This window comes from Myxococcus sp. CA051A, from assembly GCF_013336705.1.
In the GTDB taxonomy this organism is placed as follows: Bacteria; Myxococcota; Myxococcia; order Myxococcales; family Myxococcaceae; genus Myxococcus; species Myxococcus llanfairpwllgwyngyllgogerychwyrndrobwllllantysiliogogogochensis.
In genome coordinates this window covers 184,367-208,680 of record NZ_JABUMS010000017.1, presented here as the reverse complement: position 1 = coordinate 208,680, position 24,314 = coordinate 184,367, and the positions used below count along the sequence as shown (strand labels likewise).

17 protein-coding genes are annotated in these 24,314 nt (G+C 66.9%); 9 read left to right on the top strand and 8 right to left on the bottom strand.

Annotated features, from left to right (window positions below; translation table 11 throughout):
• Positions 1-67: 67 nt before the first annotated feature.
• A complete protein-coding gene (locus HUA74_RS36465) occupies positions 68-1,081 on the bottom strand; it encodes a hypothetical protein (protein ID WP_174458258.1) in 1,014 nt (337 codons plus the stop codon).
• Positions 1,082-1,332: 251 nt separating this feature from the next.
• Here HUA74_RS36465 and HUA74_RS36460 point away from each other — a divergent pair, with 251 nt between their 5' ends.
• From HUA74_RS36460 to hxsC, 8 genes are all read left to right on the top strand, one after another.
• Positions 1,333-3,942, top strand: coding sequence for a TerB N-terminal domain-containing protein (locus HUA74_RS36460; protein ID WP_174458257.1), 2,610 nt, complete (start codon positions 1,333-1,335; stop codon positions 3,940-3,942).
• Positions 3,939-5,279 carry an ATP-binding protein gene (locus tag HUA74_RS36455; RefSeq protein ID WP_141645638.1) on the top strand — a complete coding sequence of 447 codons (1,341 nt, stop codon included), beginning with the start codon at positions 3,939-3,941 and terminating at the stop codon, positions 5,277-5,279. Before HUA74_RS36460 ends, HUA74_RS36455 begins: the two co-directional genes overlap by 4 nt.
• 58 nt (positions 5,280-5,337) lie before the next feature.
• Complete coding sequence (locus HUA74_RS36450; RefSeq protein WP_217443658.1) at positions 5,338-7,488, top strand: DEAD/DEAH box helicase; 2,151 nt, start codon at positions 5,338-5,340, stop codon at positions 7,486-7,488.
• Between the two features lie 493 nt (positions 7,489-7,981).
• Positions 7,982-9,754, top strand: coding sequence for a hypothetical protein (locus HUA74_RS36445; RefSeq protein ID WP_141645639.1), 1,773 nt, complete (start codon positions 7,982-7,984; stop codon positions 9,752-9,754).
• Positions 9,751-10,278, top strand: a complete 528-nt coding sequence (locus HUA74_RS45250) for a hypothetical protein (RefSeq protein WP_217443657.1) — start codon at positions 9,751-9,753, stop codon at positions 10,276-10,278. Before HUA74_RS36445 ends, HUA74_RS45250 begins: the two co-directional genes overlap by 4 nt.
• A 22-nt stretch (positions 10,279-10,300) precedes the next feature.
• The gene (gene hxsD, locus HUA74_RS36435; RefSeq protein ID WP_246137458.1) at positions 10,301-10,651 is read left to right on the top strand and encodes a His-Xaa-Ser system protein HxsD; all 351 of its coding nucleotides are present in this window, start codon (positions 10,301-10,303) and stop codon (positions 10,649-10,651) included.
• A 14-nt stretch (positions 10,652-10,665) separates the two neighbouring features.
• On the top strand, positions 10,666-12,108 hold the full coding sequence (hxsB, locus tag HUA74_RS36430) for a His-Xaa-Ser system radical SAM maturase HxsB (protein WP_141645641.1): 1,443 nt from the start codon (positions 10,666-10,668) through the stop codon (positions 12,106-12,108).
• A 3-nt stretch (positions 12,109-12,111) separates the two neighbouring features.
• A complete protein-coding gene (hxsC, locus tag HUA74_RS36425; protein ID WP_174458255.1) occupies positions 12,112-13,275 on the top strand; it encodes a His-Xaa-Ser system radical SAM maturase HxsC in 1,164 nt (387 codons plus the stop codon).
• 1 nt (position 13,276) lies between these two features.
• Here the strand turns inward: hxsC and HUA74_RS36420 are convergent, their stop codons facing one another.
• The 4 genes from HUA74_RS36420 to HUA74_RS36405 form a co-directional block, all read right to left on the bottom strand.
• Positions 13,277-14,056, bottom strand: coding sequence for an SDR family NAD(P)-dependent oxidoreductase (locus HUA74_RS36420; RefSeq protein WP_174458254.1), 780 nt, complete (start codon positions 14,054-14,056; stop codon positions 13,277-13,279).
• Positions 14,056-14,727: an SDR family oxidoreductase gene (locus HUA74_RS36415; RefSeq protein WP_174458253.1), complete on the bottom strand. Its 672-nt coding sequence runs from the start codon at positions 14,725-14,727 to the stop codon at positions 14,056-14,058. Before HUA74_RS36415 ends, HUA74_RS36420 begins: the two co-directional genes overlap by 1 nt.
• A gap of 210 nt (positions 14,728-14,937) precedes the next feature.
• Entirely contained in the window at positions 14,938-16,728 is a 1,791-nt protein-coding gene (locus tag HUA74_RS36410) for a hypothetical protein (RefSeq protein WP_174458252.1), read from the bottom strand.
• A gap of 1,255 nt (positions 16,729-17,983) precedes the next feature.
• Entirely contained in the window at positions 17,984-18,586 is a 603-nt protein-coding gene (locus HUA74_RS36405; protein ID WP_174458251.1) for a TetR/AcrR family transcriptional regulator, read from the bottom strand.
• A gap of 85 nt (positions 18,587-18,671) precedes the next feature.
• Between HUA74_RS36405 and HUA74_RS36400 the strand changes: the two genes are divergently transcribed.
• The gene (locus HUA74_RS36400) at positions 18,672-19,136 is read left to right on the top strand and encodes a nuclear transport factor 2 family protein (RefSeq protein WP_174458250.1); all 465 of its coding nucleotides are present in this window, start codon (positions 18,672-18,674) and stop codon (positions 19,134-19,136) included.
• Between the two features lie 205 nt (positions 19,137-19,341).
• Here the strand turns inward: HUA74_RS36400 and HUA74_RS36395 are convergent, their stop codons facing one another.
• The 3 genes from HUA74_RS36395 to HUA74_RS36385 form a co-directional block, all read right to left on the bottom strand.
• A complete protein-coding gene (locus HUA74_RS36395) occupies positions 19,342-21,954 on the bottom strand; it encodes a hypothetical protein (RefSeq protein ID WP_174458249.1) in 2,613 nt (870 codons plus the stop codon).
• A 438-nt stretch (positions 21,955-22,392) separates the two neighbouring features.
• Positions 22,393-23,148: an SIMPL domain-containing protein gene (locus HUA74_RS36390; protein ID WP_174458248.1), complete on the bottom strand. Its 756-nt coding sequence runs from the start codon at positions 23,146-23,148 to the stop codon at positions 22,393-22,395.
• 156 nt (positions 23,149-23,304) lie between these two features.
• The gene (locus tag HUA74_RS36385; protein WP_174458247.1) at positions 23,305-23,949 is read right to left on the bottom strand and encodes a hemerythrin domain-containing protein; all 645 of its coding nucleotides are present in this window, start codon (positions 23,947-23,949) and stop codon (positions 23,305-23,307) included.
• Positions 23,950-24,314: the final 365 nt, after the last annotated feature.

The window sequence follows — 24,314 nt, the reverse complement described above, 5'->3', positions numbered from 1 at the left end:
CGGCGGAGGCAGCAGCGGCGCCACACGCTGCCAGAAGGCGTCGGGAACGAGTTCGCGGACCATGCACTCAAGCTGGGGATGCCCTTCGTCGGTGGCCACCCCAGCCCTGACTTTTGTTAGGTCCTCTTAGCAGGGCCTCCAACTGGGTGTTGAGGTCTCCGCCCTCGGTGAAGAGCGGCACCCGCATCAGCTCGCTCTCCGCCTTCGCCAGTTGCATGGCCGTGGCGAACCGAGCCAGATGCCCATCGTTCTCGGTGTCGAAACACTTCGCCAACTCCCAGAGGGCGTCGATGGCCCGACCTGTTCGCTGGTCGAGAGCGCCAAGAACACCGCCCAATTCGTCCACGCGCACTCCCGCCCGCGCCAGCAGAGCGATGGCCGCATCGATGCGCGCGACCTGTTCATTGACGTCCTCCGCATAGGCCAGAGCCTTCGTTCTGGCTTTCTCTCCCTGACGGGCCATGACGAAACCAACAACGGCCATCGCGGGAGCCACCGCGATGCCTCCGAGGATTGCGGTGCCTCCAGCCACACCCCAGCCGCCTGCGGCAAGCGAGCCCCCTCCAAGCCAGGCCAGCAGGGCGCTGTTCGCCGCGGCGCCCGTCAGCCCCGACAACGCGGCCCCCGTTCCAGCCGTGGCGAAGCTGGTGACCAGCCCCGTGGTCAGCGCGCTCGCTCCCGCGCCTGTCACGGCCGCCGCGACCGAGCCCGACAGCGTGCCGCCGGCTTCGAGATATTGCACGGCGAACTCGCGGACGGATTCCCGACTCACTCCCACTCGCCCCAGGTGCTCCAAGGCCTCGATGCGGGCCTTTTGATTCATCTGTTCGAGGAAGTCGAAGAGACGACGGAAGGTCGTGGCGACAACGCCATCTCGCTGAGAGGCCAGGGCATCCAACTGACGTTGGAGCGCGCCGCGCGCTCCCTCCAGCCGTTGAACCGCCTCTTCATGGCGCGCCTGAGCCTCCTCGCCAATATCCTTGGCGTCCTTCATGCGATCGATGCCGTCGTAGCTTTTCTTGGCGCCATAGCCAAAGAGACCTGCGAGCAGGAGCGCGGCGGGAATGAGCGGAAGCGGCATCGCATACCTCCAGAGTGCGTGAGCAGGGACCATCAAACGAAGTCTGTCAATCAAGGGGCGGCCGACTTCAGGCGCACACTTGCCCGACCCACGATGGGTCACGAACGCCCCGATGGGAATACCTCTCCGGGGTGATGAGCCATTGAGCCTTTCCCCTCACGCTCGCGCCTGCATCCCATTACCCTGACCAGGGCTGGTACCATCAGACGTGTGCGGTAGCCGTCCTTCGGCGCCCGGCGGGGAGCGACACAATGGCCGTATGGATGCGGGCGCTGCCGACCCTGGTGGCCGCCGCTCAGTCAGACGGGGCCAGGGGAACGCTGTGCTTCATGGTCGTCCTGGGTCTGGGGGCCTGGGGCGGCATTGTCTGGCTCAACAAGCTCAACAAGCGCTGGAAGGCCGCGCAACTGTCAGGCGCCATCGTCGCTCCTGCTCCCGCTCCTTCTCCCGCCTCTCACTCCGCCCCACCTGCCGCCACCATCGCGCTGCGCTTCGAAACCGTGAGCGCGCCCAGAGTCTCCCCAGGGCTCATGGTCCGTATCCCGGATGAGCCGATGCTGGTGGCACCACGTCCCGCGCCTCCGCCACCCGCGACGCCCCCGCCCTCGGCATTCACGATGACGGCCTCCGCTCCGGTCGCGAAGCCCGTCGAGCCCGCACCGGCCGCGCCCATGCGGTCCGTGACTCCAGTGCCCAAGGCAGGAGCCACTCCCCCCGTGGCGCCTGTCGCGACGCAGGCGACCCCCGGTCCCACGCTGTGGCCACCCACTCCGCTCAAGACCGGTTGGATTCCACCAAGAGAGGTCATCGAGGTCGCTGGTTACAAGCTGAAGGACGGCATGGTGTACGTGGGCTCGCGGCTGCGCGCCGTGAATGCGCCCGGCACCGAGCCCGCGCTCATCAACCCGAGTCTCGAAGTGGCCTCACGGCCCAACCGCGATGGACAGGGTATGACGTACTGGCCCTCCTACTCGGACATTTCTCCCGCTTCCCGCGCGGGCTATCTGGAGTGGCTCGCGAGTGGTCGCCGCAATGCCCATGCCTATATCGGCTATGTCTTCCTGTTCTTCTACGGGCTGGAGCGGCGAGTGCTCATCGAGCTGGGCACGGACGCAGCGGCGCTCGCCGAGGCCCGCCTCATCGAAGAAGAGGTCCAGGCCCTGCTCAAGATCCACGAGGAGAACAACTCTTTCCGTACCTACGCGTCGGCCTTTCTCGACGTCCTGCGCGTGCGCCGCGCTGGCGAAGATGGACTGCTGAAGGAGACGCCCCAGTTCACGCTGCGCCATGCCGGCGCGGCCTCGTTCGATGTGCGCATGGCCGTGGGCACCGCCGCGTCCAAGGGGCTGCCGCTCCCTGCGGACTGGGCCCTCGCCTGGGCCGTGGAGACCAGTGACACCAAACTGCGAACCCCCGCCACACGCTGCCCCGAGGAGTTCCAGGCCCTCTTCCGCGCGCGCTACCAGCGAGACCATGGCACGGGCATCGTCCCTCGCGCCAAGAAGTCGAGGGTGGAGGCCCGCTACGAACCCGCGAGCGCCTCCTTCGCGGGCATGGTGCGGCTGGCGTCGGCCTCCGTCACCGAGGCCTCCGAGACGTCGCTCAAGCCCGTGCGCGCGCTCGTCGAGGACTGCTGCGAGTCGCTCGAGTCCTACAGCCGCTGGGTGGGGAAGAACCCCGACGCGCGCAACAGCATGAGCGCCCTGGCGCTGCTCCCCGACGAGCTGACGTCTACGATGCAGGGAGGCTCGGACGTGCAGGCGCTCCGCGCGCTGTTGCAGCAATCGCTCGGGAGCAACACCTCCGCGCCCGTGGCCGCCGCCGACCTCCTCAAGCACTGGCCCACCGCGACCTCTGGGAAGCTCTCCAAGTCCGAGGCCGTGGGGTTGGCCCAGGCCCTGGAGAAGCTGGGCTACGGCATGGAGCCCGACCCTCGCATGGGCGGCGCCGTGCTTGCCCCCGACGAGTCCGCCCACGTCTTCACACTGCATCCTGAGTCACCGAGCGCGCCTTCCGGCGACTACCTGTCCGCGCTCGCGATGCTCCACCTCGCCGCCGCCGTGGCGACCGCGGATGGAACCGTGTCGACGGACGAGACCACGCGCATGGAGGCCATGGTAGAGGCGGCCCAGGGACTGCTCGCCTCCGAGAAGACCCGACTCAAGGCGCATGTCGCCTGGCTGCTCGCGAGGCCCGCCTCCAACGCGGGCCACAAAAAGCGCGTGGAGGCGCTGGCTCCCGAGGCCCGCACCTCGCTGGGCAATCTCTTGATTGAGGTCGCCGTGGCGGACGGCAACGTGTCACCCCAGGAGCTCAAGACGCTGTCGAAGCTCTACGCGATGCTGGGACTCGACGAGGCCAGCGTCTACTCCCGCGTCCACGCCGCCACGGCAATGCGGCCCACGGCGGCGACGGAGCCCGTCTCAATGCGGCTCGCCGGAGCACCCGAGCAGGGCTTCACCATCCCCGGGCCTCCTCCCGAGAAAGGCGAACGGCTGGCGCTCGACATGCGCAGCGTGCAGGCGAAGCTCGCGGAAACCGCCGCGGTCTCCAGCCTCCTGGGCAGCATCTTCGCCGAGGAGGAAACACCGCCACCCGCCGTCCCATCGACCCCCGCCCCGGTGGAACCTGGCGTCGCGGGCCTGGACTCCCTCCACACCTCCCTGCTGCGCTCCCTCGTCGCGAAGACGGAGTGGCCTCGCTCCGAAGTGGAGAAGCTCGCCGGCGGGCTCGGACTGCTCACGGACGGCGCGCTGGATGTCATCAACGACGCGGCCTTCGAGGTGTGCGGCGAACCCGTCCTCGAAGGCGACGAAACCCTTCAGCTCAATGAGCAGGCAGCACGGGAGATGATGTCATGACGGACGCGACGCTCCAGGGACGCATCAGGCCGAAGGATCGGGATGCCATCGTCCAGTCGCTGCGCGCGGGCGTCGTGCCTCGCGTGGGACAGCAACACATCCAGGTAGGCCGAGTCGAAGAAGTCCGAGCACTGGTCCGCGACGTGGAGCGCATCGCCGAGGGCGGAAGCGCCATCCGCTTCGTCATCGGCGAGTACGGCTCCGGCAAGACGTTCTTCCTCAACCTCATCCGCTCCATCGCGCTGGAGAAGCGCCTCGTCACACTGCACGCGGACCTCAACCCCGACCGGCGGTTGCACGCGACGGATGGGAAGGCTCGCAGCCTGTACGCGGAGCTGATGCGCAACATGGCCACCCGGGCCAAGCCCGAGGGGGGAGCGCTCGCCAGCGTTGTGGAGCGCTTCGTCTCCGGCGCCCTCACGGACGCGAAGAGCCGGAACCTGAACCCCGAGGCTGTCATCAGGGAGAAGCTCGCGGCGCTCTCGGAGCTGGTGGGCGGCTACGACTTCGCGGAGGTCATCGCGGCCTACTGGCGCGGCCATGACAGCGGGAACGAGGTGCTCAAGGCCGACGCCGTGAAGTGGCTGCGCGGCGAGTTCTCCACCCGCACCGATGCACGCAAGTCGCTGGGGGTCCGCACCATCATCGACGACGCGGATGTCTACGACCAGTTGAAGCTGTTGGCGCGCTTCGTCCGACTGTCCGGCTACGACGGCCTGATGGTGTGCCTGGATGAGCTGGTCAATCTCTACAAGATGGCCAACACCAAGGCCCGCGCCTCCAACTACGAGCAGATCCTCCGCATCCTCAATGATTGTCTCCAGGGCACCGCCGAGGGCCTGGGCTTCATCCTGGGAGGAACGCCCGAGTTCCTCATGGACACCCGCAAGGGCCTCTACAGCTACGAGGCCCTCCAGTCGCGGCTGGCCCAGAACACCTTCGCCGTGGGCAACCTCGTCGACTACAGCTCTCCCGTGCTCAGGCTGGCCAACCTCACCCCCGAGGACCTCTACGTCCTGCTCACCAAGCTTCGGCACGTCTACTCCACGGGCGATACGTCCACGCAGCGCCTGCCCGATGAGGGGCTCCACAGCTTCATGACCCACTGCTCCGAGCGCATCGGCGAGGCGTACTTCCGCACGCCCCGGAGCACCGTGACAGCCTTCATCAACCTCCTGGCCGTCCTCGAACAGAATCCGACCGCGGACTGGAAGGAGCTGCTCGGAGGCGTGCAACTCGCCGTGGACGTCAACCCCGACCTCGCTCCCCTGACCGAGGCGGAGGCAGGAAGCCTGACGGCCGGAGCAGATGATGAGCTCGCATCCTTCAAGCTCTGACCCGAGCGGCTCCGCGTCAGGCTCCTTTCACCGGTTGCACCCCAAGGTGCAGCGCTGGGTGTGGACCCAAGGGTGGAAGGAGCTGCGCGGCATCCAGGAGGTCGCGATTGCGCCCATCATCGAGGGGACGCAAGACGTCATCCTCTCGGCGTCGACGGCCAGTGGAAAGACGGAGGCCGCCTTCCTGCCCATCTGCAGCCGGCTGGCGGAGGACTCCGGCGGCAGCGTACGCGCCATCTACATCGGCCCGCTCAAGGCGCTCATCAACGACCAGTTCGAGCGACTCGACGGACTCTGCGACGGGTTGGGGATTGCCGTGCATCGCTGGCACGGGGACGTGTCTCAGGGCCACAAGGCGCGGCTGCTCAAGTCCCCGGCGGGCATCCTCCTCATCACCCCCGAGTCGCTCGAAGCGCTCTTCATCCGCCAGGGCTCCGCTCTCGCCAGCCTGTTCTCCTCGTTGGAGCACATCGTCATCGACGAGCTGCATGCCTTCATCGGCACCGAGCGGGGATGCCAGCTCCAGTCGCTCCTGCACCGTGTCGAGCTGACCCTGCGCCGCAACGTGCCTCGCGTGGGCCTCAGCGCCACGCTGGGCGACATGACCCTGGCCGCGGAGTTCCTCCGCCCTGGCGCCGGGGAGAAGGTCCGCCTGTGCAACTCCGACTCCGGCGGCGGAGAGCTGCTCCTCCAGCTCAGGGGCTATCGCAAGCGAACTCCGGATGCCAGGCGGCTGGCCCCTGGAGAGGACGAGGAGTCCTCCGACGGGCTGCCCGAGGATGAGCACGACGTGGGAGCGCACCTCTTCAAGACGCTGAGAGGGACGCACAATCTCGTGTTCGCCAACAGCCGGGCGAACGTCGAGCTCTACGCGGACCTCCTGCGCCGCATGTGCGAACAGGCGCAATTGCCCAACGAGTTCTTCCCCCACCACGGCAACCTCTCCAAGGAGCTGCGCGAGGAGGCGGAGGCCGCGCTCAAGGCGAGGCAGCGGCCCGTCAACCTCGTATGCACCACCACACTAGAGATGGGCATCGACGTGGGCGCCGTGCAGAGCATCGCGCAGGTGGGCGTACCTCCCTCGGTGGCCAGCCTTCGTCAGCGCCTGGGACGCAGCGGACGTAAGGGTGGACCCGCCGTGCTCCGGTTGTATCTCCAGGAGGCGGAGCTGACGAAGACGAGTCCCCTGCCGGACCAACTCCGCATGCGCCTGGTTCAATCGGTCGCCATGCTCGAGCTGCTGCTGACGAACTGGTTCGAGCCTCCCGCCTCGGGCGCCTTCCACTTCTCCACGCTGGTCCAGCAGCTGCTCTCACTCATCGCTCAGCATGGCGGCGTCAAGGCGGGCGAGGCCTTCTCCGCGTTGTGCCAGGCGGGTCCTTTCGCGCGGGTGTCACGCGAGGACTTCGTGCACTTCCTGCGGGGATTGGGACAGCGTGAGCTGCTCTCACAGTCCTCGGATGGGACGCTGCTTCTGGGCCGGGTGGGCGAGCGGATCGTCAACCAGTACAGCTTCTATGCGGCCTTCGCCTCGGTGGAGGAGTTCCGGCTGGTGGCCTCGGGTCGCACGCTGGGCACGATGCCCATCGACCAGCCGCTCTTCGTCGGCACGTACCTCATCTTCGGCGGACGACGGTGGCGCGTGCTCGCCGTGCAGGGCGACGAAAAGGTCGTGGAGTTGGAGCCCGCCCCCGCTGGGCGCGTTCCCATGTTCGAGTCCACTGGTGTCGGCGGCGTGCATGACCGCGTCCGGGAACAGATGCGGGCCGTCTATGCCGGTGACGGCATTCCCCGCTACCTGGATGCGCGTGCGCAAGAGCTGCTGGCGGAGGCTCGGGCGACCTTCCAGCGATGGGGGCTCTCCGAGCGGTCCATCATCACCTCCGGCCGGGAGGTCCATGTCTTCCCGTGGGCCGGTGACGCGGTGGTACACACGCTGGCGCTGTCGCTCCAGGCGCGTGGACTGTCGGTGGAGCCGCTCGGTGCCGTCTTGAGCGTGGAGGCGATGCAGTCGGACGTGGAAGGCGCCCTGCGTGGACTCGTGGCGGAGGGGCCTCCTCGGGCAGAAGCCCTCACGACCCACGTGGCCAACATGGCGCTCGAGAAACATGACGGCTTCGTGCCGGAAGACCTGCTGGCGCGTGACTACGCGGCTCGGTACCTGGATGTCCAGGGTGCGTGGCGCGCGGCGCAGCGGGTGTTGCAATGAAGCCCTTCATGGAGAGGCCTTGTCACCCATGAGTCGTCCTTCCCACGAATCTCAGGCCGCCGACCCGGCTCTCCCTGTGGACGCCGCTGCCATCCAGCACGCCGCCACCCAGGCCTTCGCCACCTGGACGCGAAGCCTGCCCGTGGCGCCCTCCAATCCCACGGACTTCATCCGCTCCGTGGAGCCGAAGGTGCGGAGGGCCTGCCGGCTCTACACAACCATCACCGAGCGGAAGGTCGTGTGGAAAGACGGCCCCACTCGGGGCTCACCGCCTGTCACGGGTTTGAGGCGAAAGGCCGACAGCGTCGACCCCTGGTTGGAGACTCGGGAGAGCCTCCACGAGAGCAGCCTCTCCATCCTTCCCTGTTCAGCGTGCGGGGGCCCAGGCTCGATTCCCTGCTCCAGATGTGGCGGGAGTGGGGACGTCCGTTGCTCGAACTGTAACGGCACACGGAAGGCCTACGGCTACGCTTCGAATGGCTCGCGCCGACTCATGAACTGCAGGTCATGTGATGCGCGGGGCACCGTCTCCTGTAGCGGCTGCAATTCGGGGCGGGTGTCCTGCTCGCCGTGCCTGGGGCATGGTCGTGAGCAGCGCTGGCTCGAGTTCGTCGAGTCGGTCCGCTTCGACCTCCTGGTGATGACGGAGGACGAGACACTGCGTGGCTTGCCGTGGACAACGGTGGGAATGGAGAAAGACGCGAAGCTCCTGGGAGAAATCAGCGCGAACGGTGCGCTGTCACAGGATAAGGTCGCGCCTCATCTCCCCGAGGATTGGCTCCAGGAGCACTGGGGGAAGACCCGAATCGCGCTCAAACTCCAGGAGCGCATCACCAGCCAGCTCTTCCAGGTCTTCGAAGCGCCCGCCGCGCGGGTCTCCTACTCCATCGCGGATGCGCTCCCCACGACGGTTCAGTTCGAGGGGCAGCGGATGCTGGCACCACCCGTCTCCGCGGACCGACAGTTCGCGGCGCGGGCCCGGAAGGTCTTCGCGGCACGGCTGGTCCTCCTCGCGCTGGCGGTGGGGGTTCCGTTCCTCTACCTCATTCGAGGCTCCTACTTCTGGAACGGCTGGCTGGTAGCGCTGTGTGTCTCGCTCGGTGGGTTCGCGATTGTGGCCGAGCACCTGGTCCGGGACTGGACCCTGGGCAGGAAGCGGAAGACTCGCCGCCGGAGCATCGGCCTGGCTGTGTACGCGCTCGCGGCCGGTTTCGTGGCGCAGGCTTCGGAGCCAAGACTCGCTGATGCCCTGCGCCATATCTGGGCGGGACGCCTCGACGCCGCGAACAAGGAACTGCTCGCGCTGGGCAAACCCGAGGACCCCGCTCTTCAGCCAATCTGGTCCGAACTCCATCTCGCCCATGCGCTCCGCGCGGAGACCGTGAAAGAGGTCGTCGAGGATGCCGTTTTGTTGAAGTCAGGCTCTCCGCAGCGGGCGAAGGTCAACCAGCGCCTCCTTGAGCTCACTCGGCGGCAGGTCCTCCAATCCCTCGCACGCAAGGAGCCGGCCTCCGCCCTGGAGGTGCTCTCCATCGCCAGGCCCGCGCTCGAACAGGATTTCTCGAAGGACGTCGGCGTGCTGACCGCGAACATCCTCGAAACGGAGTACGAGGCCTGTTCGACGGAGGCTTGCCGGTGGAAGACCCTAGGCGCCGCGCTTCGCGCCGAGTCCACACCAGGCCGGGAGCAACGCCTCGGACAGGTGCGCGCGACACTCGTGGAGCAGTTGTCGCCAAAGCCGCGTCCCAAGGTGATGACCTTGGAGTGGCTCCTGCATCTCGACAAGACTCGCGCGCTTACCACCGAACTGGGTGAGACTCCGTCCGATGCGGATCTAGGGGAGCGCGCACGACAAGCCGCTACATGGACCCGGGAGGAACGGGAGCGGATTCCCCTCATCGGCGCCGAGCGCGCCGTGGCCATCTCTCTGCTTCAACTGACGACCGGTAGCGACACAAGCCTCCTGACGAAGACGACGGACTCCGTCGCCCTCTACTGCGCGCTGAAGGATGGACGCTGCGCCGGTGCGTACCTGGTGGGCGCGGACAAGAGTTCACGCGTGCTCAACAACTTGAAGCACACGGCGACCACGAAGGAGCTGCTCTCACGTGTCATGGGGCATCCTGTCGAGCTGCCCACGCCACCGCAGCTCCGAGGAGGCAAATCACCCACCCAGACCACCTGGAAGGACGGAGGGGTGACCATCGTGGCGCGGTGGAGCAGTACCTACTTGATGGAGCTGCGCATCGGAGAGGTGAAGCCATGAATCCGAAACCTCCACGGCTGCTCTCCGTCAGCGCGGCACTCATGGGACTGCTCGGCGGCGCGGCACCCTCGGGTCTGCTCGTTCCAGGTATCGAGGTCCAGGTCGCCCAGCCCACCTGGCGACAACGCGATGAAGAGGAAGCGCGTGACGAACTGCTCCTCGTCGTCCCACCCACCAGCGGGCAGATTCTCCTCGCGGGGCATCGCTCGCACCGCTCCCACTCCTCACATCGAAGCCACTACTCCGGGAGCCGAAGCCGGAGCTACGGCGGTGGCTACTCCGCTCCCGCCGCAGAGCCAGAGCCGCCGCCTCCACCGCCCAAGCCCGCGATGGTGTCCTTCGTTGTCTTTCCCGGGGGACGCATCTTCGTCGACGACAAGCCCGCGGGGCAGGACGTGACGTCTCTCATGCGACTGGCGGCGGGCAAACACGTGGTCCGCATCGAGAACCGCTTCCTTGGCACCACCACCGTCGAGGTGGACCTGGTCGCGGGGCAGATGGGCGATGTCACGATTGAGTGGTAGCGATGGGATTGGGAGCAGACACGTGACAACGAAGGAACCCGAAGCCCCGCCACCATTCATCTTCCGCGACGGTGCCATCCAGACCGTCCTCGACCTTCGGGTCTACCGGCTCACGGCGATACAGAAGTCCGCCTATCGCTTCGCGGAGCGATGCACCGCCGTGCTCGGCTCACCCGAGGCAGACAGGCTTCCCGTCCGCTTCGTCTTCGGACCGACCATCATCGAGCAGGATGCGCTGGAGACCGCGCGGCTGTTCTTCCAGGAGCTGCTGGACCAGGAGCTGCGCGAGCAGGTGGGCGACGAGACGCGCGCCCTCCGCGCGCTGATTATCGCCCAGGCCTTCTCGCGCACCGACCTGATTCGCCAGGATTGAGGGCTTCGCACCCCATGTTCCATGACCGCTCCAGGTACCAGTCCTCTCGGGGATACCAACTGGCGCCCTTCCGATTCAGCCCACTGGACGGCTCGCGCTACATCGCCACGAACGACGTGGGCGAATACGTGGTGCTGCCCCGCGAGGAGCTGGTCGAGTTCATCAGCCATGCGCTGCCACCGGACCGGGAGGCCTACAAGTCGCTCAAGTCCAGGCACTTCATGTTCGACGAGTACTCGCGCGTTGCGCTCGAGCTGCTCGCGCTGAAGTATCGGACCCGCGCGGAGCAGCTCGCGTCCTTCACCGGGCTGCACATCTTCGTCGTCACCCTGCGCTGCGACCACTCCTGCCCCTATTGTCAGGTGTCGCGGCAGGCCGAGGGACGCCTCGACTTCGACATGTCGCAAGAGCACGCCGACCAAGCGCTCAACTTCATGTTTCGCAGTCCGTCCCCAGCCCTCAAGATCGAGTTCCAGGGCGGCGAGCCGCTGCTCCACTTCGAGCGCATCCGCTACATCGTCGAGCGCGCCAAGGCTCTGAATCAGGTGCATGGCAGGGACCTCCAGTTCGTCATCGCGAGCAACCTCTCGCGGCTCACGGATGAGGTGCTGGCCTTCTGCCGGGAGCATGGTGTGCTGCTCTCCACGTCCCTGGATGGGCCCGAGGCCCTGCACAACGCCCAGCGACCGGTGCGTGGCGGGGACAGCCATCAACGGACCATCGATGCGATTCGACGGGCGAGGCAGACGCTCGGGCCAGACGCGGTCTCCGCCCTGATGACGACGACCCAGGCGAGCCTGGAGCGCGTCGAGGACATCATCGACGAGTACGTGCGCCAGGGCTTCCACGGCATCTTCCTGAGGAACGTCAGCCCGTATGGGTTCGCCGTCCGCCAACGCGCCTCGCGCCAGTACGGCGTCGAGGCCTGGGTCGAGTTCTACAAGCGAGGGCTCGCGCACATCCTTCGCATCAACGAGCAGGGGTACCCGCTCCAGGAGGAGTTCACCGCCATCCTGCTGCAGAAGCTCTTCTCACCGAGGGGCTCGACGTATGTCGACCTCCAGTCGCCCTCGGGCATCGGAATCGGGGCGCTCGTCTACAACTACGACGGCGCGGTGTATGCCTCCGACGAGGGGCGGATGCTCGCGGAGATGGGCGACTTCTCCTTCCGGCTCGGGCACCTCTCCCGCGACTCCTACGAGTCCATCATGACGTCTGAGACGCTCCTGACCCACTTGAGCGACACGATGCCGGAGGGCGCCCCCATGTGCGGTGACTGCGCGTTCCTCCCTTACTGTGGCGCGGACCCGGTCTTCCACCAGGCGACGCTGGGAGATGCCGTCGGCCATAAGGCGTTCAGCGCCTTCTGTAAGAAGCAGATGGGCGTGCTGCGTCACCTCATTGGGCTGCTCGAGGATGATTCCCGCGCCCGGGACATCCTCCTGGGGTGGCGCTGAGCCATGCCCGCCCTGGACCTCGCATCTACCGGGCTGAAGTCCCTTTCGGAGCGCTCACCCGAGCCATTCATCGGTCGCATCCGCGAGCAGCCAGACCTTCCGGAGTCCGAACGCGGACGGGAGATTCTCCTCGTCCGACGTCCGCTGGCGCACCTTCCTCCGGGCTTCCGGGGGTATCTCCTACTGGATGACGGCTCGGTGAGTCCGGGACTGCGGGACGTCTACGTCCTGGCCCCCGGGCTGCGCTACCTCGCCGAAGGGGACGTGGTCCGCATCCATCCCGAGCGAGGAGCCCTGGCGACGCTGTATCGCCGCGCGTCTCCGTCGAACACGTTCCTGGTGACGGAGCGCTGCGACAACAACTGCCTGATGTGCTCCCAGCCACCTCGCAAGCAGGATGACTCCTGGCTCGTCGATGAGCTGATGGCCACTCTCCCGCTCATCTCCCCGGAGACTCGCGAGCTTGGAATCACGGGCGGCGAGCCGAGCCTGCTCAAGGGACGTCTCCTCGAGCTCCTGGAGCGGATGAAGGGTTACCTGCCCCAGACCTCGGTCCATATCCTGACCAACGGACGCGGCTTCGCGGACGCCGAACTGGCACACGCGGTGGCGAAAGTTCAGCACCCCGACCTCATGCTGGGGATACCGCTCTACTCGGACCTGCCCGAGGAGCATGACTACGTCGTGCAGGCCTTGGGCGCGTTCGATGACACCCTCCGGGGTATCCTCCACCTCAAGCGCGCCCGCGTGCGCGTGGAGCTGCGTTGTGTCGTCCACGCGCAGACGTACTCGCGCCTGCCTCAACTCGCTGACTTCATCACGCGCAACTTGTTGTTCGTCGACCATGTCGCGCTGATGGGGCTGGAGCTGATGGGGTTCGCCAGGACGAACCTCGGAATGCTCTGGGTGGACCCGCTCGACTACCAGGCCCAGCTCACCGCCGCTGTCAGGACGCTGAGCCGCGCGGGGCTCAACACGTCCATCTACAACCACCAGCTCTGCACCTTGCCCGCCGAGCTTCATCCCTTCGCGAGAAAAAGCATCTCCGACTGGAAGAACGTCTACACCGAGGACTGCGAGGGCTGCGTGCGGCGGGATGCCTGCGGCGGGTTCTTCGCTTCAGGCGTCCTGAAGCGAAGCCGAGGCATCCAGCCCTTCCGAGACTGAGTCAGAACGCGGGCAGGTCCGACGCCAGGTGCGCCGACAGGCCGCCATCCATCACCACGGCACTGCCATTCACGTAGCCACTGAAGGGCCCGACGAGGAAGGACACCATCCCCGCCACCTCCTCCGGCGTCCCGAACCGCTTCACGGGGATTCGCTCCAGCAGTCGCGCGCGCACGGCCGGGTCCGCCTTCGCCAGCATCTCCGTGTCGATGTAGCCCGGGCAGAGCGCGTTGCAGGTGATGCCATACGCCCCCCACTCGGCGGCGATAGCCTTCGAGTAGCCCACCACCGCGTGCTTGGTCGCCGCATAGGTGGACGACTGCGCCCCACCAAAGAGCCCCATGATGGACGCGATGTTCACGATGCGCCCGTACCCCTGGGCCTTCATGCGCGGCAGGGCCCACTGACACAGGTTGCGCACGCCCTTCACATTCACGTCGAACAACTGCTCCCACTCGGCGGTGCTCACCTCGTCCACGCGGTGGAACGGCCCACCCACCCCCGCGTTGTTCACGAGCACTCGCGGCACCCCCAGCTTCGCCTCGAGCCGTGAGAGCGCCACCCCCACCGCGCCCTCGTCCGCCAAATCACAGGCCAACGGCCACACACGCCCCCCAGCCGCGGTCAGCCGCTCCTGGAGTCGCGTCAGCGCCGCCTCGTCCCGCGCCAGCAGGACCACCTCGAACCCCTGCCGCGCCAGCTCGGTGGCGATGGCCGCGCCAATCCCGCGACTGGCTCCAGTGACGACCGCGACAGGGGCCTGCTTCGACTGCGTCTCCATCAGAGGACACCTCGGGGAGGGACGAGGCGAACCTCGTCGACCCGTACGTTCAACGGCTTGGTGGAAATCTCCCAGATACACTGCGCCACGTCGTCCACCGAGAGCATGTCCGCGGGACTGAACTCCGGCCGGGACTTCCAGAAGGACGTGTAGACCGCCCCCAGGGACAGGAGCGTCGCCCGGATGCCGAGCGCCTTGCCCTCCTCGTTCAAGACCCCGGTCAGCGCTCGCACCCCGTGCTTGGACGCCGCATAGGCCCCATTCATCGGCAAGGTGAGGTGGTCGCTCACGGACCCGAGGTGGATGAGCCGCCCCCCACCCCGGGGCTTCATCCTCCGGAACGCCTCCCGCGCACACAGGAACGTCCCCGTCAGGTTCACCTCCAGACTCTTGCGCCAGTCCTCGAGCGTCAGCTCGTGGAGCGGAGCGAAGACGCCAAACCCCGAGCAGTTGACCAGCACCGAGATGGGACCGAGCCCCGCCTCCGCCTTGTCGAACATCGACACCACGGAGTCCTCACGCGTGACGTCCACGTGCACCGCGTCCTCGGTCTCCGTCGCCACGTCGTTCGCGGCGCAGAGGACCTTCAGGCCCTCCGCACGCAGCTTGTGCGTGACGGCCCGGCCGATGTCGCCCGTGCCTCCGACGACGATGACATTCCGACCACTCACGTGCCGTGCCCTCTCCTGGACTCACCCTCGCGAGGCGGGGAGTATGTCGGACCGGCACAAGAAAGGGGCCCCCGTGTCACTGCCCCCACGCGTGTCCACCCGCGGCGGGGAGTCAGGCCACCGGCCACACACGCCTTCGGACGAGGGCCCGGACCCGGGAGCCGCCCCTGAAGCGGGCCACTCCCGGGGACAGCCATCCCTCCAGCCCGCTCAGGCCGCGTTGCCGCGCTGGCTCAGCCGGGTGCCTTCTGGCGAGTTGTCGATGTCGACCCCCAGCTCGTCCCGGAACACGTCCAGCAAGTAGGGCAGCACGCCGATGGTGCCCGCTCGCATCCGGTGGTGCAGCGCGAGGTCCTTGTTGGTGAGCCGCCGCTCCGGATGAGGACGCTTCAGCAGCGCGTTGGTCTCACGCTGGACATTCTCCAGCGCGAGGAGCGCCGAGCGCTCCAGCGTCAGATACTCCGCGGTGGCATCCGCGATGGCATCCGCGAGCTCCATGCGCGGCCCCGAGGTGGCGCCCGAGCGCTCACGGACCAGGCCCCTGAGGTGCTCGCGGGTGGTCTCGTACACCGCGTCATGCACGGGCGTGAAGACATCCTGCAAGCGAACCAACGACTCTTCCCGGAAGGTGCTCACACCGCGCTGGGCACGGTCGAACATCTCGATGTAGCGAGCCTCCGCCCAGTTGCGCTGCGTCGCCGTGTGCAGGCGCGTGGGCCTCATCATCTCCCAGTCATGCACCATCCGCTCGCGCATCCGACCCCAGAACCCGTCGGACTCCCCTTCCACCTTGAGCACCGCCGCGCGGATGTGCTCGTAGGCGCGACACATGTAGCTCCACAGGTTGAACTGGAGAGAGTAGAGCTGGAGCCCCAGCTGCCCGTAGTCCACTCCCGGGACGATGTCGTTCGCCCATTCGAAGGGAGTCGGAGGCTCACCGGCCACGGGCCTGCCATCCATCAGCGTCTGGAAATACTCCTCCATCAGGTTCGGAGGCCCGGCGCACACCCCTCGGGTCGACAGGTAGTGGTTGTCGCGGTCCGACACGTAGAGCAGCTCGGCCGAGGAGATGGGCGTGTCGTACGTCATCGGCTCCTCCGGGAGGAAGAGCATGAAGGCCGCCACCATCCGCACGCCGTCCGTCACCCGGTAGATGTTCGACAGGACCGGGTCCAGCGTGCCGTTGGGCACCGGGTCGTTCGCGCGCATCAACATGAAGGAGGGCACCGCGAGCACGGCACACGCCACCGCGTGCAGGTCTCCCATCCGCCAGCGTCCGTCCGGAAGCACGGTGTCGTCGCGCAGGAACGCCCGACGCACCGCGAGCACCGCGTGCATCATCGGCTTCCAGTGCTTCATCATCGACTTGAGCGCCGTCACGTTCATCGGCGCGCTGTTCCGGTAGCGACTGCCCGCGAAGTGGCAGGCCTTGAACTCCGTCTCCACCTTCATGCGCATGGCTTCAGGGAAGACGTTGCTCTCCCCGATGTGCCGCCCCTCCGCGTCGATGGCGGGGTGCGCGATGCGATACACCGGGAGCATCGCCTCCAGGAAGCCCAGCTCCAGGGGGATTCCCGTGAGCTTCCGCATGACGTCGGACGCATCCGGGTTCCACCACATCGGCTCCGTGGGAGCCTCTCGCCGCGCCTCGAACGCCAGGTACTTCCGATGCGTCTCACTGTCGAAAGCGAGCGTCGGGGGCTCGCGCGACACGATGCCCTCGGCCAGCAGCGCCTCGAGCAGCTCCTTCACGCGCTCCCAGGGGTACGGCTCTCCCGGCGTCCACCGCGTGGCGGCCCCCGCCATGAAGGAGTCCTCGAGGCAGAGCTGCTCTCCAAAGGAGTGCAGGTCCAGCTCCTCGATGTAGATCTCCTTGGTGCCGTAATAGATGTGCAGCTCTCGCTGGCCCTCGGATGAGTTCAGGTACTCCTTGATGAAGCGACGCCGCATGGGCACGTACAGCGTCTCATGGGGGTCCAGCGACACCGCGTCCAGACTCACGTGGCAACTCCTCGAAGGCCCTGAATGAAACAGTCGCCAGCAGCCGGTATCCGGTCCGCTGGCGACTGAAGTCAGCTCATCGCTCAGAAGTCGAGAGGGGCAGCGACGATGATGCCGCCGCCACAGCCACGACCACCGATGACGGTGCCATCGTCAGCCTGCATCGGACCTGCACGAACGCGAGTCTTGATCTTCATGGACTGCTCCTTGTGCGTGTGTGAGGACTGGCTTTCCGATTCACGCGAGGAACAAACCTCGCGGACCCGGGATGTGAATTGAAGCCGGATTGTTACTTGCCGTCAAGTTGCACAAGCTTCGTGGATTTCAAATGCAACACGAGCAATGGGCAGGCCTCCCGCATCGTCGCGAGCTATCGAAAGCGAGGATGGCGCGATGCGCCACCTTCCACGTCCCTCATGCAAACAGTCGCCGGCGGGTGAGACACCACCCGCCGACGACTGAAGTCAGCTCACAGCGGTCAGATGTCGAGCGGCGCGGCGATGATGATGCCGCCGCCACAGCCACGGCCACCGGAGGTGGCGATAGGTCCAGCGCGAACGCGGGTCTTGATCTTCATGGACGGCTCCTTGATGTGAGTGAGGACTGGCTTTCCGATTCACGCGAGGGACAGTCCTCACGGACTCGGAGTATCAATTGAAACCGGTCGACAACTTGACGTCAAGTTGCAGCAGCCATTCGGGGGCTCCATGCAATGGCCATGACGAGATGCAGCGCAATCACTGCCTCATTACTGGAATTCCTGCATCATGGACCCAATTCTTGAGACCTGAAAAACAAGTTTATCCAGGCGGCGTCAAGATTGACGATGCCGCAATGCGGCACCTGCGAAACAAAAACAGTCGCCAACAGCCGACACGCGGCCTGCTGGCGACTGAAGTCAGCTCACCGAGGACGGACGACTCGATGGGGCGGCGATGACGATGCCACCACCACAGCCAAGGACAGGGTCGGCACGGACGCGGGTCTTGAGCCTCATGGACTGCATCTGGGTCAGAGAGGACTGACTTTCCGGCTCACGCGAGGAGCAGGCCTCACGGACTCGAAGCATCAATTGAAGCGGGATGATTCCGGGAGGTCAAGTCGCGGCGGTGCTTTGCAGCCCCCCGTCATGGCCTCGACTCCGAGGATGCCACCCATTGGGTGATATCGCGGCGGCGGCGAAACCCTCCGCAATGCCTCCCAAACAAGCGCCCGCCAGAACAGGCCCTCGCGAGGCTGCTTGTTCGCGGCGCGGTCAACGTCTCGCGGCGGGTCGAATGCCGTCGAAGAGGAGCGTGAGCATGCGCTGGCGGAAGGGTTCGCTCCATGCATCCGTGAGCGCTTCCTGGCAGAGCGCGGCGAGCAGGGCGACCAGCTCGGTGGGGAGCAGGTCTCCGCGGACGGTGCCCGCCTTCTGGGCGCGCTCGAGCAGTACGTCGATGGCGGGCCGGAGGCGCGTCAGGGCGTCGCCGACGCGGACCTGGACCCCGGTTTCGGCGAGCCGGGCGAACACGGCCCTGTTCCGGGCGCTGACGGCCATGACGCGGGCGCAGAACTCGAACAGGGCGGTGACCGCGCCCTGGTTTTCGACCATCGCGTCGACCTCCGTGATGAGGCGGTCCAGCAGGTTCATCACCACGGCTTGGAGCAGGTCGGGTTTGGTCGGGAAGTGCCGGAACACGGTGCCAATCGCGACGCCGGCGTGAGCGGCCACGGCCTCGGTCGAGGCGGACGCCCCCTGCTCGGCGAACACGGCCTCGGCCGCCTCCAGGATGCTCGCGCGATTACGGCGGGCGTCCGCACGAACGGCTTTGTCCCCACCACCACCACCGGAAGGCGGCACACCGCTCCGAGCCATCAGTCCTCCATCCTTCCTTGCGAAAATGAGTCGGACTCACTATTTATCCTGAGTCGCACTCATCTTTTAATCGGGAGGTTCGACCATGTCACCCTCGGCGGCCGGCACAGCAGGTCCACTCACCGTCTACCAGCGCATGCAGGAGGCACTCGTCGGGGACGGCGCCACGCTCCTCCCCGCCGAGCTGCTGGCCGAGGATGTCGTGGTCGAGACGCCGTTCTCCCCTCCAGGCATGCGACGTCATGAGGGCCGCGAGGCGTGGCTGGCGTTCTACCGGGCCCGGAGCGCGGTCCTGCCGGTGCGGTTCGAGCAGTTCCGCGAGCTGGCCACTCACCAGACCCACGACCCCGAGGTCATCGTCGTCGAGTACGAGCTGGCGGGGACGGTCACCACCACCGGCCTGCGCGCCTCGGCGACCCTCATCGGAGTGCTGCGGGTCCGCGACGGACTGATTCAGCACTGGCGCGAGTACCAGGATATCCTGGCGATCAGCGAGGCGCTGAAACTCACGCCCCAGGACCTCGGCGGAGCTGGCACGCCCGCCCCGTAGCCCTCGGCGCGCGACGCTTCGCCCACGTCAAGCTCCTCGCGCGGCATGAAGCCCACCGCGACACGTGACGGGAACCGCCCCCGGTCGAGCGCACGCGTGAAGACACCGTCGACTGGCAACGGCGGAGCGCGGACCTGAAAACAGAACGGTGGACGGGCTCGCGGCCCGTCCGCCCATTCACGTCACCGTCAATCAGACGAAACGCCTACCAACACACGTACTCTTTCTCGCCATCGAAGTCGCCCAGCTCGATGCCGCACCCACCGGTACGCCACACGTTGGCGGGCTTCGGGGTCACCGGCACCTCGGTGACCGTCGTGGCCGTCGGCCAGAACTTGCGGCAGTAGTTGAGGTCATACACGTTCGCGCCCGTCGAGCAGTCCGAGTCGGTGAGCCAATCGCCGCCCGGGCTCTTGTGCAGATTGACCTTGCCCCACCAGGTGGAGATGCGGCCGAGCTCGGGGCCCGCCTGTCTGCACTGGCAAGCGGGACGGGACTCGGTGCGCGTGATGGCGAGGTCCACGTCGAGGATGTCTCGCACCGAGCCGCGACGGTTCTTGAAATGGAGGCGCACGGTTTTCAGCTCGTCGGCCTGCGCGCCGTTGGCGCATGAGAGCGTGAGCGGAAATTCAGTGTAGGCGAACTCGGGCCCGGAGAAGGCGTCGGCCTCCCTGCCACTGATTGACAGCGTCGTCTCCACGCGCCGCGCACAGGGAACGGTGACGTTCGCAAGCGTGCTGTGCTGTGGCGGCGTCTCCCAGGTCGGTTCGCTGTGTTTGACGAGGAAGTTGCGCGACGCCTCCTTTCCGCCGATGCGGAATTTGAGGTCAAAGTTGCCGACAGCCCCCGAGACTTGACGCGCACGAAGCATCTTCACCGAGACCTGGCACGGCGTGACCGCGCCCTCCGTCGCTTCCACGTGCCCGAAGTTCAGGTTTGTCAGCGTGGTGCGCGTACCCAGGTCGACGACGTGCTTCGGATTGCTCGTGTTGCCACCGAACAGCTTCACCTCGGTCGTGGTGAAGAACGTGTCCTGCGTCGGCGGGCACGTGAGGTTGAGGCTGAACTGGCTGTTGCCTTTGTCATTGCGACCGATTCCGAAGAGGAAGTCGATCTCCTCGAGCCTGACGGGGATGGTCTGGCTCATCGTGCCGCCATACGGCACGTTGTAGGTCGCGATGGGACTGGTGTACCACTGGCGAAGGTCTTTCGAGGTTCCCTCGCGGATACCGAACGCATTGCTGAGTGTCGGCTTGGGGATGTCCACCACCGGGAATCCGGGGGGCGACACTTCGCCGAAGAATTGGCCTTTGCGATCAAACGCAGGCGAGTCGCGGTGGGTGAGGCTTTCGAGGAAGAGGTCGAACTTGCACGGAACGGTCGGCGTTCCGGCGGGCGGCGCGCAGGCCGGCGCGGTCCCGAGGTCGGTGGACGTCGCGCAGCGGTTGCCCACGCGGGCCTCGACGGTGAAGTCGGCCTCGTGCTTCACGCGGCCGCGCCTGTTCTTGAACTGCATCTTCTGCGTCATCTTCACGGGCGCCCCGCCCGGACAATTGAGGGGCAGCGTAAAGGTGACCGAGCCCTTCTCATCAGGCCCCCAGCGGTCCTCCTCGGTCGCCGCCACGGTCACGTTCACGAACTTCGTCGTGCCGCACGGGACGGGCACGGTGGCGACCGTCTTGTTGATGCCCACCTCGTAGCCGACGGGGAGCTTCTCCGGTGCGATGTACTTGTCCACGAGTTCCACCTTCCCGGCGCCCGCGTCGACGGTGATGTTTCGGACCTCCATGCGGCGGTCAAAGGCAGATGCCGAGGTCGGCTTGAAGCTGATCAGGCGCAATTCGTAGGCACAGTCGGTCGTCCTCCCGTTGCCCGATGCGCATGCGCACGACGAGTTCGTTTCCACCGACGGAATGTCCGACGGCGCGAGGGAGATCAACTCCGGGGGAGTGAGCGGCGTCATGGTATTGGTACTGTCGTCCGCATCGCCCGGGTCGTCGGTCGCCGAGGCACAGGTCGTGCCGTTATCAAGGCAGGTGTAGACGTCGGACTCGGGCGTATCGCAGTCGTCCTGCTGGTCCCAAATACCCGTGGCGCTGGTGCAGAGGGTCGGCCCCTCGTAGCAATACGCATATTCGGTAGGGCACGGCATCGTCGTGCCGTTCGCCGAGGCGCACCTGGCGATGTCGCACTCGGTTGCGCAGTTCACCTCGACGCCGCTCGCGGTGTAACAGCGGGCCGGAGGGCAGTTCTGCGACGCATTCGCGCTGCTGGCGCAGTGGACCGCGACGTTGTTGATGTCGCGGCAGGTGACCGCTCCACAGCCAGAGATGCAGTCGACCGCGGCGCCGGACGGGTTGTAGCAAGACACCGCGGGAAGCGTGGACGGAGTCACTGGGGGCGCGGGAGGAATGGTGCCGGTCGAGTTCCAGGCATTGGCGGGCTGATTGTTGATGGCCGCCCAGAAGCGGGTGTCCATCGGGACCACGCCATTTGCCCACCAGTGCCAGCCACCCTGTCCGTCATGGAACTCGGCCATCCGGAAGCCGGCACCGAACCGCGACGCGCAGAGTGCGTCGGCGGTGGCCCGCGAGCCGAGCACCGACCCGGCGAGCGGCGCCGTCAGCTTCACCTCGCCCGCGGCCCAGCCATTGTAGAAGTCCACGACGAGGCCCGCGGGCACGGGGCGACCGTCCTGGCGGAGGCAAAGCATGGGAAGGAGGGTGTCGATGGTGGTGTCACCTGAGTACACGTTGGTGATGTCATCTCCACCCACGAGCGTGAGGTTCGGCCGCTGCTCCAGGAGCCGCCACGTCATCGCGCGCCGATAGTTCGAGGAGAGGCCCTGGAGCTGGCTCCCGGACGTCTCCCCCTCGCGCGGCTTGATGGATGACTCCTCCAGCGTGTCTCCACCACAGCCGGAGAGCCCCGCGGTAAGCCCCACGCCCAACAACGCCAGGATGAGTCCCATCCGCCTCGTGGACGAGACGGTTTGCTTCTGACCATTCATGAAGGTGTGTCCTCTGTGCCCGGGAGTCACACGCACTTCGCGGTGTTCTCGGATACTCTTGAAAATGCCCGAGGCTCGGGAGGTCGCGCGCTTTCTTCGCCGACCCTTGCTTTCAAGAGGCGTCCACGTCGCCGTGGCAGGCATCAGGCCGTCCGGCGGGCTATCATCACGCACCCACGTAAAAGCCCCGTGGCACCTTGCTGGCGCCACGGGGCTCGCGCTTCCTTGATGTTGCCGGGCGACTGACTAGCGCAGGGGCTCGATGACGTAGATGAGCGTCACCTTCGCCTGCACCGTCTGCTCTTCCGGCTGGATGGGCGTGGTCCCTCGGGCATCCGCGGACTCCGCCATCGCGAAGCGCGCCGGGTACATCTGCGGCGGCTCCGTCACCGTGCTCGCGTCCACCACCGCGCCCAGCTTCACGTTCAGCGCCGCCGCCAGCACCTCGGCGGACTTGCGCGCGCGCGCCACCGCCTGCCGCAGCGCCTCACCCTGGACCGCGTCCTGCTTCGCCAGCCCGAAGCGCACCTGGTCCACCCGGTTCGCCCCCGCCGCCAGCGCCTGGTCCAGCAAGCTCCCCACCCGCGAGAGCTCCGTGAGGTGCACGCTCACCAGGTTGCTCACCCGGTACCCCTTGAGCTTCGGCTCCGTCTCGTTCGGCGCCGGGGGCCCGTAGTCCGGGTACACCGAGTAGTTGCGCGTCTGGATTTCCTTCCGCGCGATGCCCGCCGACGTCAGCGCCGCAATCACCTTCTCCATCTTCTTCGCGTTCTGCTCCCCCGCAGCCTTCGCGGTGGCCGCCAGCGTCTCCACCGCCAGGTCGATGAAGGCCTCGTCCGGCTGCGCCTTCACCTCGCCCGTGCCCTCCACGCGCAGGGTGCGCACGGCCGGGTCCAACGGCGGGCGCGGCGCGGACAGCGGCTGAGGCTGAGCGGAGGCCCCCAGCGCGGTGAGCAGCATGGCGGTGAGCAACATGGAACGGATGGGTCGAACGTGAAGCATGGCGCCTCCTGGGGCGGGATTCCGGTACGGCGGGTGTCGTGATGACGCTGCCTTACTCCTCAGGACGGGGCCTGCCACCCAACATTCACGCCCCTTCACGGCACCCGCCCTTCACGGGAGGGCGGAGCGCACCCCGCCCTCCCGCGAGCGCGGACCTCACGGACTCGCGGCGTCCCCTGCCTCGTACTCGGGGGCCGGGGGCTTCGGCGTCTTCTCGCCGCGCCCGGTGACTTCCCGCACCTTCGTCGTCGCCTTGCGGCGCGCGGCCCTCAGCGCGTCACGGCCAATGTCCATCACCGCCGACACCGCGCCCGCCACCAGGTTGGCCGGCGGCGTGTCCGGAGCCATCGGGTGCGGCCGGGTGGGGGCCGCCTGCTTGGCGCTCTCCAGCAACCCGCCGAGCTCCCGCAGCTCCTGTGGCCGGAAGGCCTTCTTCACCTCGGGGAAGAGCGTGCCCTCCTCCTCGAGCACGTGCGCGCGCACGTTCTCCATCAACACGTACACCTTCGCGTCGAAGCGCTCCGCCTCCGCGGGCAGCTCATCCAGCTCCGACAGCACCCACTTCACCACGTGGTGCTCCTCCAGCGAGCGCAGCACCTCCTCCTTCATCGACTCCGAGCGCGTGCGCACCGCCGGGTAGAACACCTGCTCCTCGATGGCGGCGTGCACCGACAGTTCGAGCACCATCTGCTCCACCAGCTTGCGCTTGAGCTTGTGGGCATTGGCGCCCGCCTTCTCGAACCTGCGGAAGAGCTGCTCCACCGTCTTGTGGTCCGTCTTCAGCAACGCGATGGCATCCATGCTTGATTGCCTCCCTGGGGTTCTGGGGGCCGCGCATCCCCTCCATGGAGCGCAAGGCTCCAGGCGCGACATGTCCTGGATGGTGGGGATGACGTCGTCCCGATGCCGAAGCGACGGGAGAATGGCCCGCTCCCCCGCGACCCCGACAGGCGACCCTGGAGACCGCTCCCCCTGAGAACCGGAGGGATACATCCGGGTTCGCGCGAGCCCACCCTGGAGGCCCCGCCCCCCTGACAGGGAAGCACCGTGCTCAACAAGGGAACCGGATGCTCCTGGGTGACCCTTGGCCAGGCTCCGGTGTCCTGGCGGCCGTCGGGGAGGCGACGTGCCGACCGCCCCCCGGTCCAATCCCACGCGGAACCACC

Excerpts from the sequence above, each read along its gene's own strand:
- HUA74_RS45250 (WP_217443657.1), top strand. The coding sequence starts at position 9,751 with ATGAATCCGAAACCTCCACGGCTGCTCTCCGTCAGCGCGGCACTCATG.
- HUA74_RS36465 (WP_174458258.1), bottom strand. The coding sequence starts at position 1,081 with ATGCCGCTTCCGCTCATTCCCGCCGCGCTCCTGCTCGCAGGTCTCTTT.
- HUA74_RS36445 (WP_141645639.1), top strand. The coding sequence starts at position 7,982 with ATGAACTGCAGGTCATGTGATGCGCGGGGCACCGTCTCCTGTAGCGGC.
- HUA74_RS36460 (WP_174458257.1), top strand. The coding sequence starts at position 1,333 with ATGGCCGTATGGATGCGGGCGCTGCCGACCCTGGTGGCCGCCGCTCAG.
- HUA74_RS36455 (WP_141645638.1), top strand. The coding sequence starts at position 3,939 with ATGACGGACGCGACGCTCCAGGGACGCATCAGGCCGAAGGATCGGGAT.
- hxsC (WP_174458255.1), top strand. The coding sequence starts at position 12,112 with ATGCCCGCCCTGGACCTCGCATCTACCGGGCTGAAGTCCCTTTCGGAG.
- HUA74_RS36395 (WP_174458249.1), bottom strand. The coding sequence starts at position 21,954 with ATGACGTGGCGGCTCCTGGAGCAGCGGCCGAACCTCACGCTCGTGGGT.
- HUA74_RS36420 (WP_174458254.1), bottom strand. The coding sequence starts at position 14,056 with ATGGAGACGCAGTCGAAGCAGGCCCCTGTCGCGGTCGTCACTGGAGCC.
- HUA74_RS36385 (WP_174458247.1), bottom strand. The coding sequence starts at position 23,949 with ATGGATGCCATCGCGTTGCTGAAGACGGACCACAAGACGGTGGAGCAG.
- hxsB (WP_141645641.1), top strand. The coding sequence starts at position 10,666 with ATGTTCCATGACCGCTCCAGGTACCAGTCCTCTCGGGGATACCAACTG.
- HUA74_RS36405 (WP_174458251.1), bottom strand. The coding sequence starts at position 18,586 with ATGGCTCGGAGCGGTGTGCCGCCTTCCGGTGGTGGTGGTGGGGACAAA.
- HUA74_RS36400 (WP_174458250.1), top strand. The coding sequence starts at position 18,672 with ATGTCACCCTCGGCGGCCGGCACAGCAGGTCCACTCACCGTCTACCAG.
- HUA74_RS36390 (WP_174458248.1), bottom strand. The coding sequence starts at position 23,148 with ATGCTTCACGTTCGACCCATCCGTTCCATGTTGCTCACCGCCATGCTG.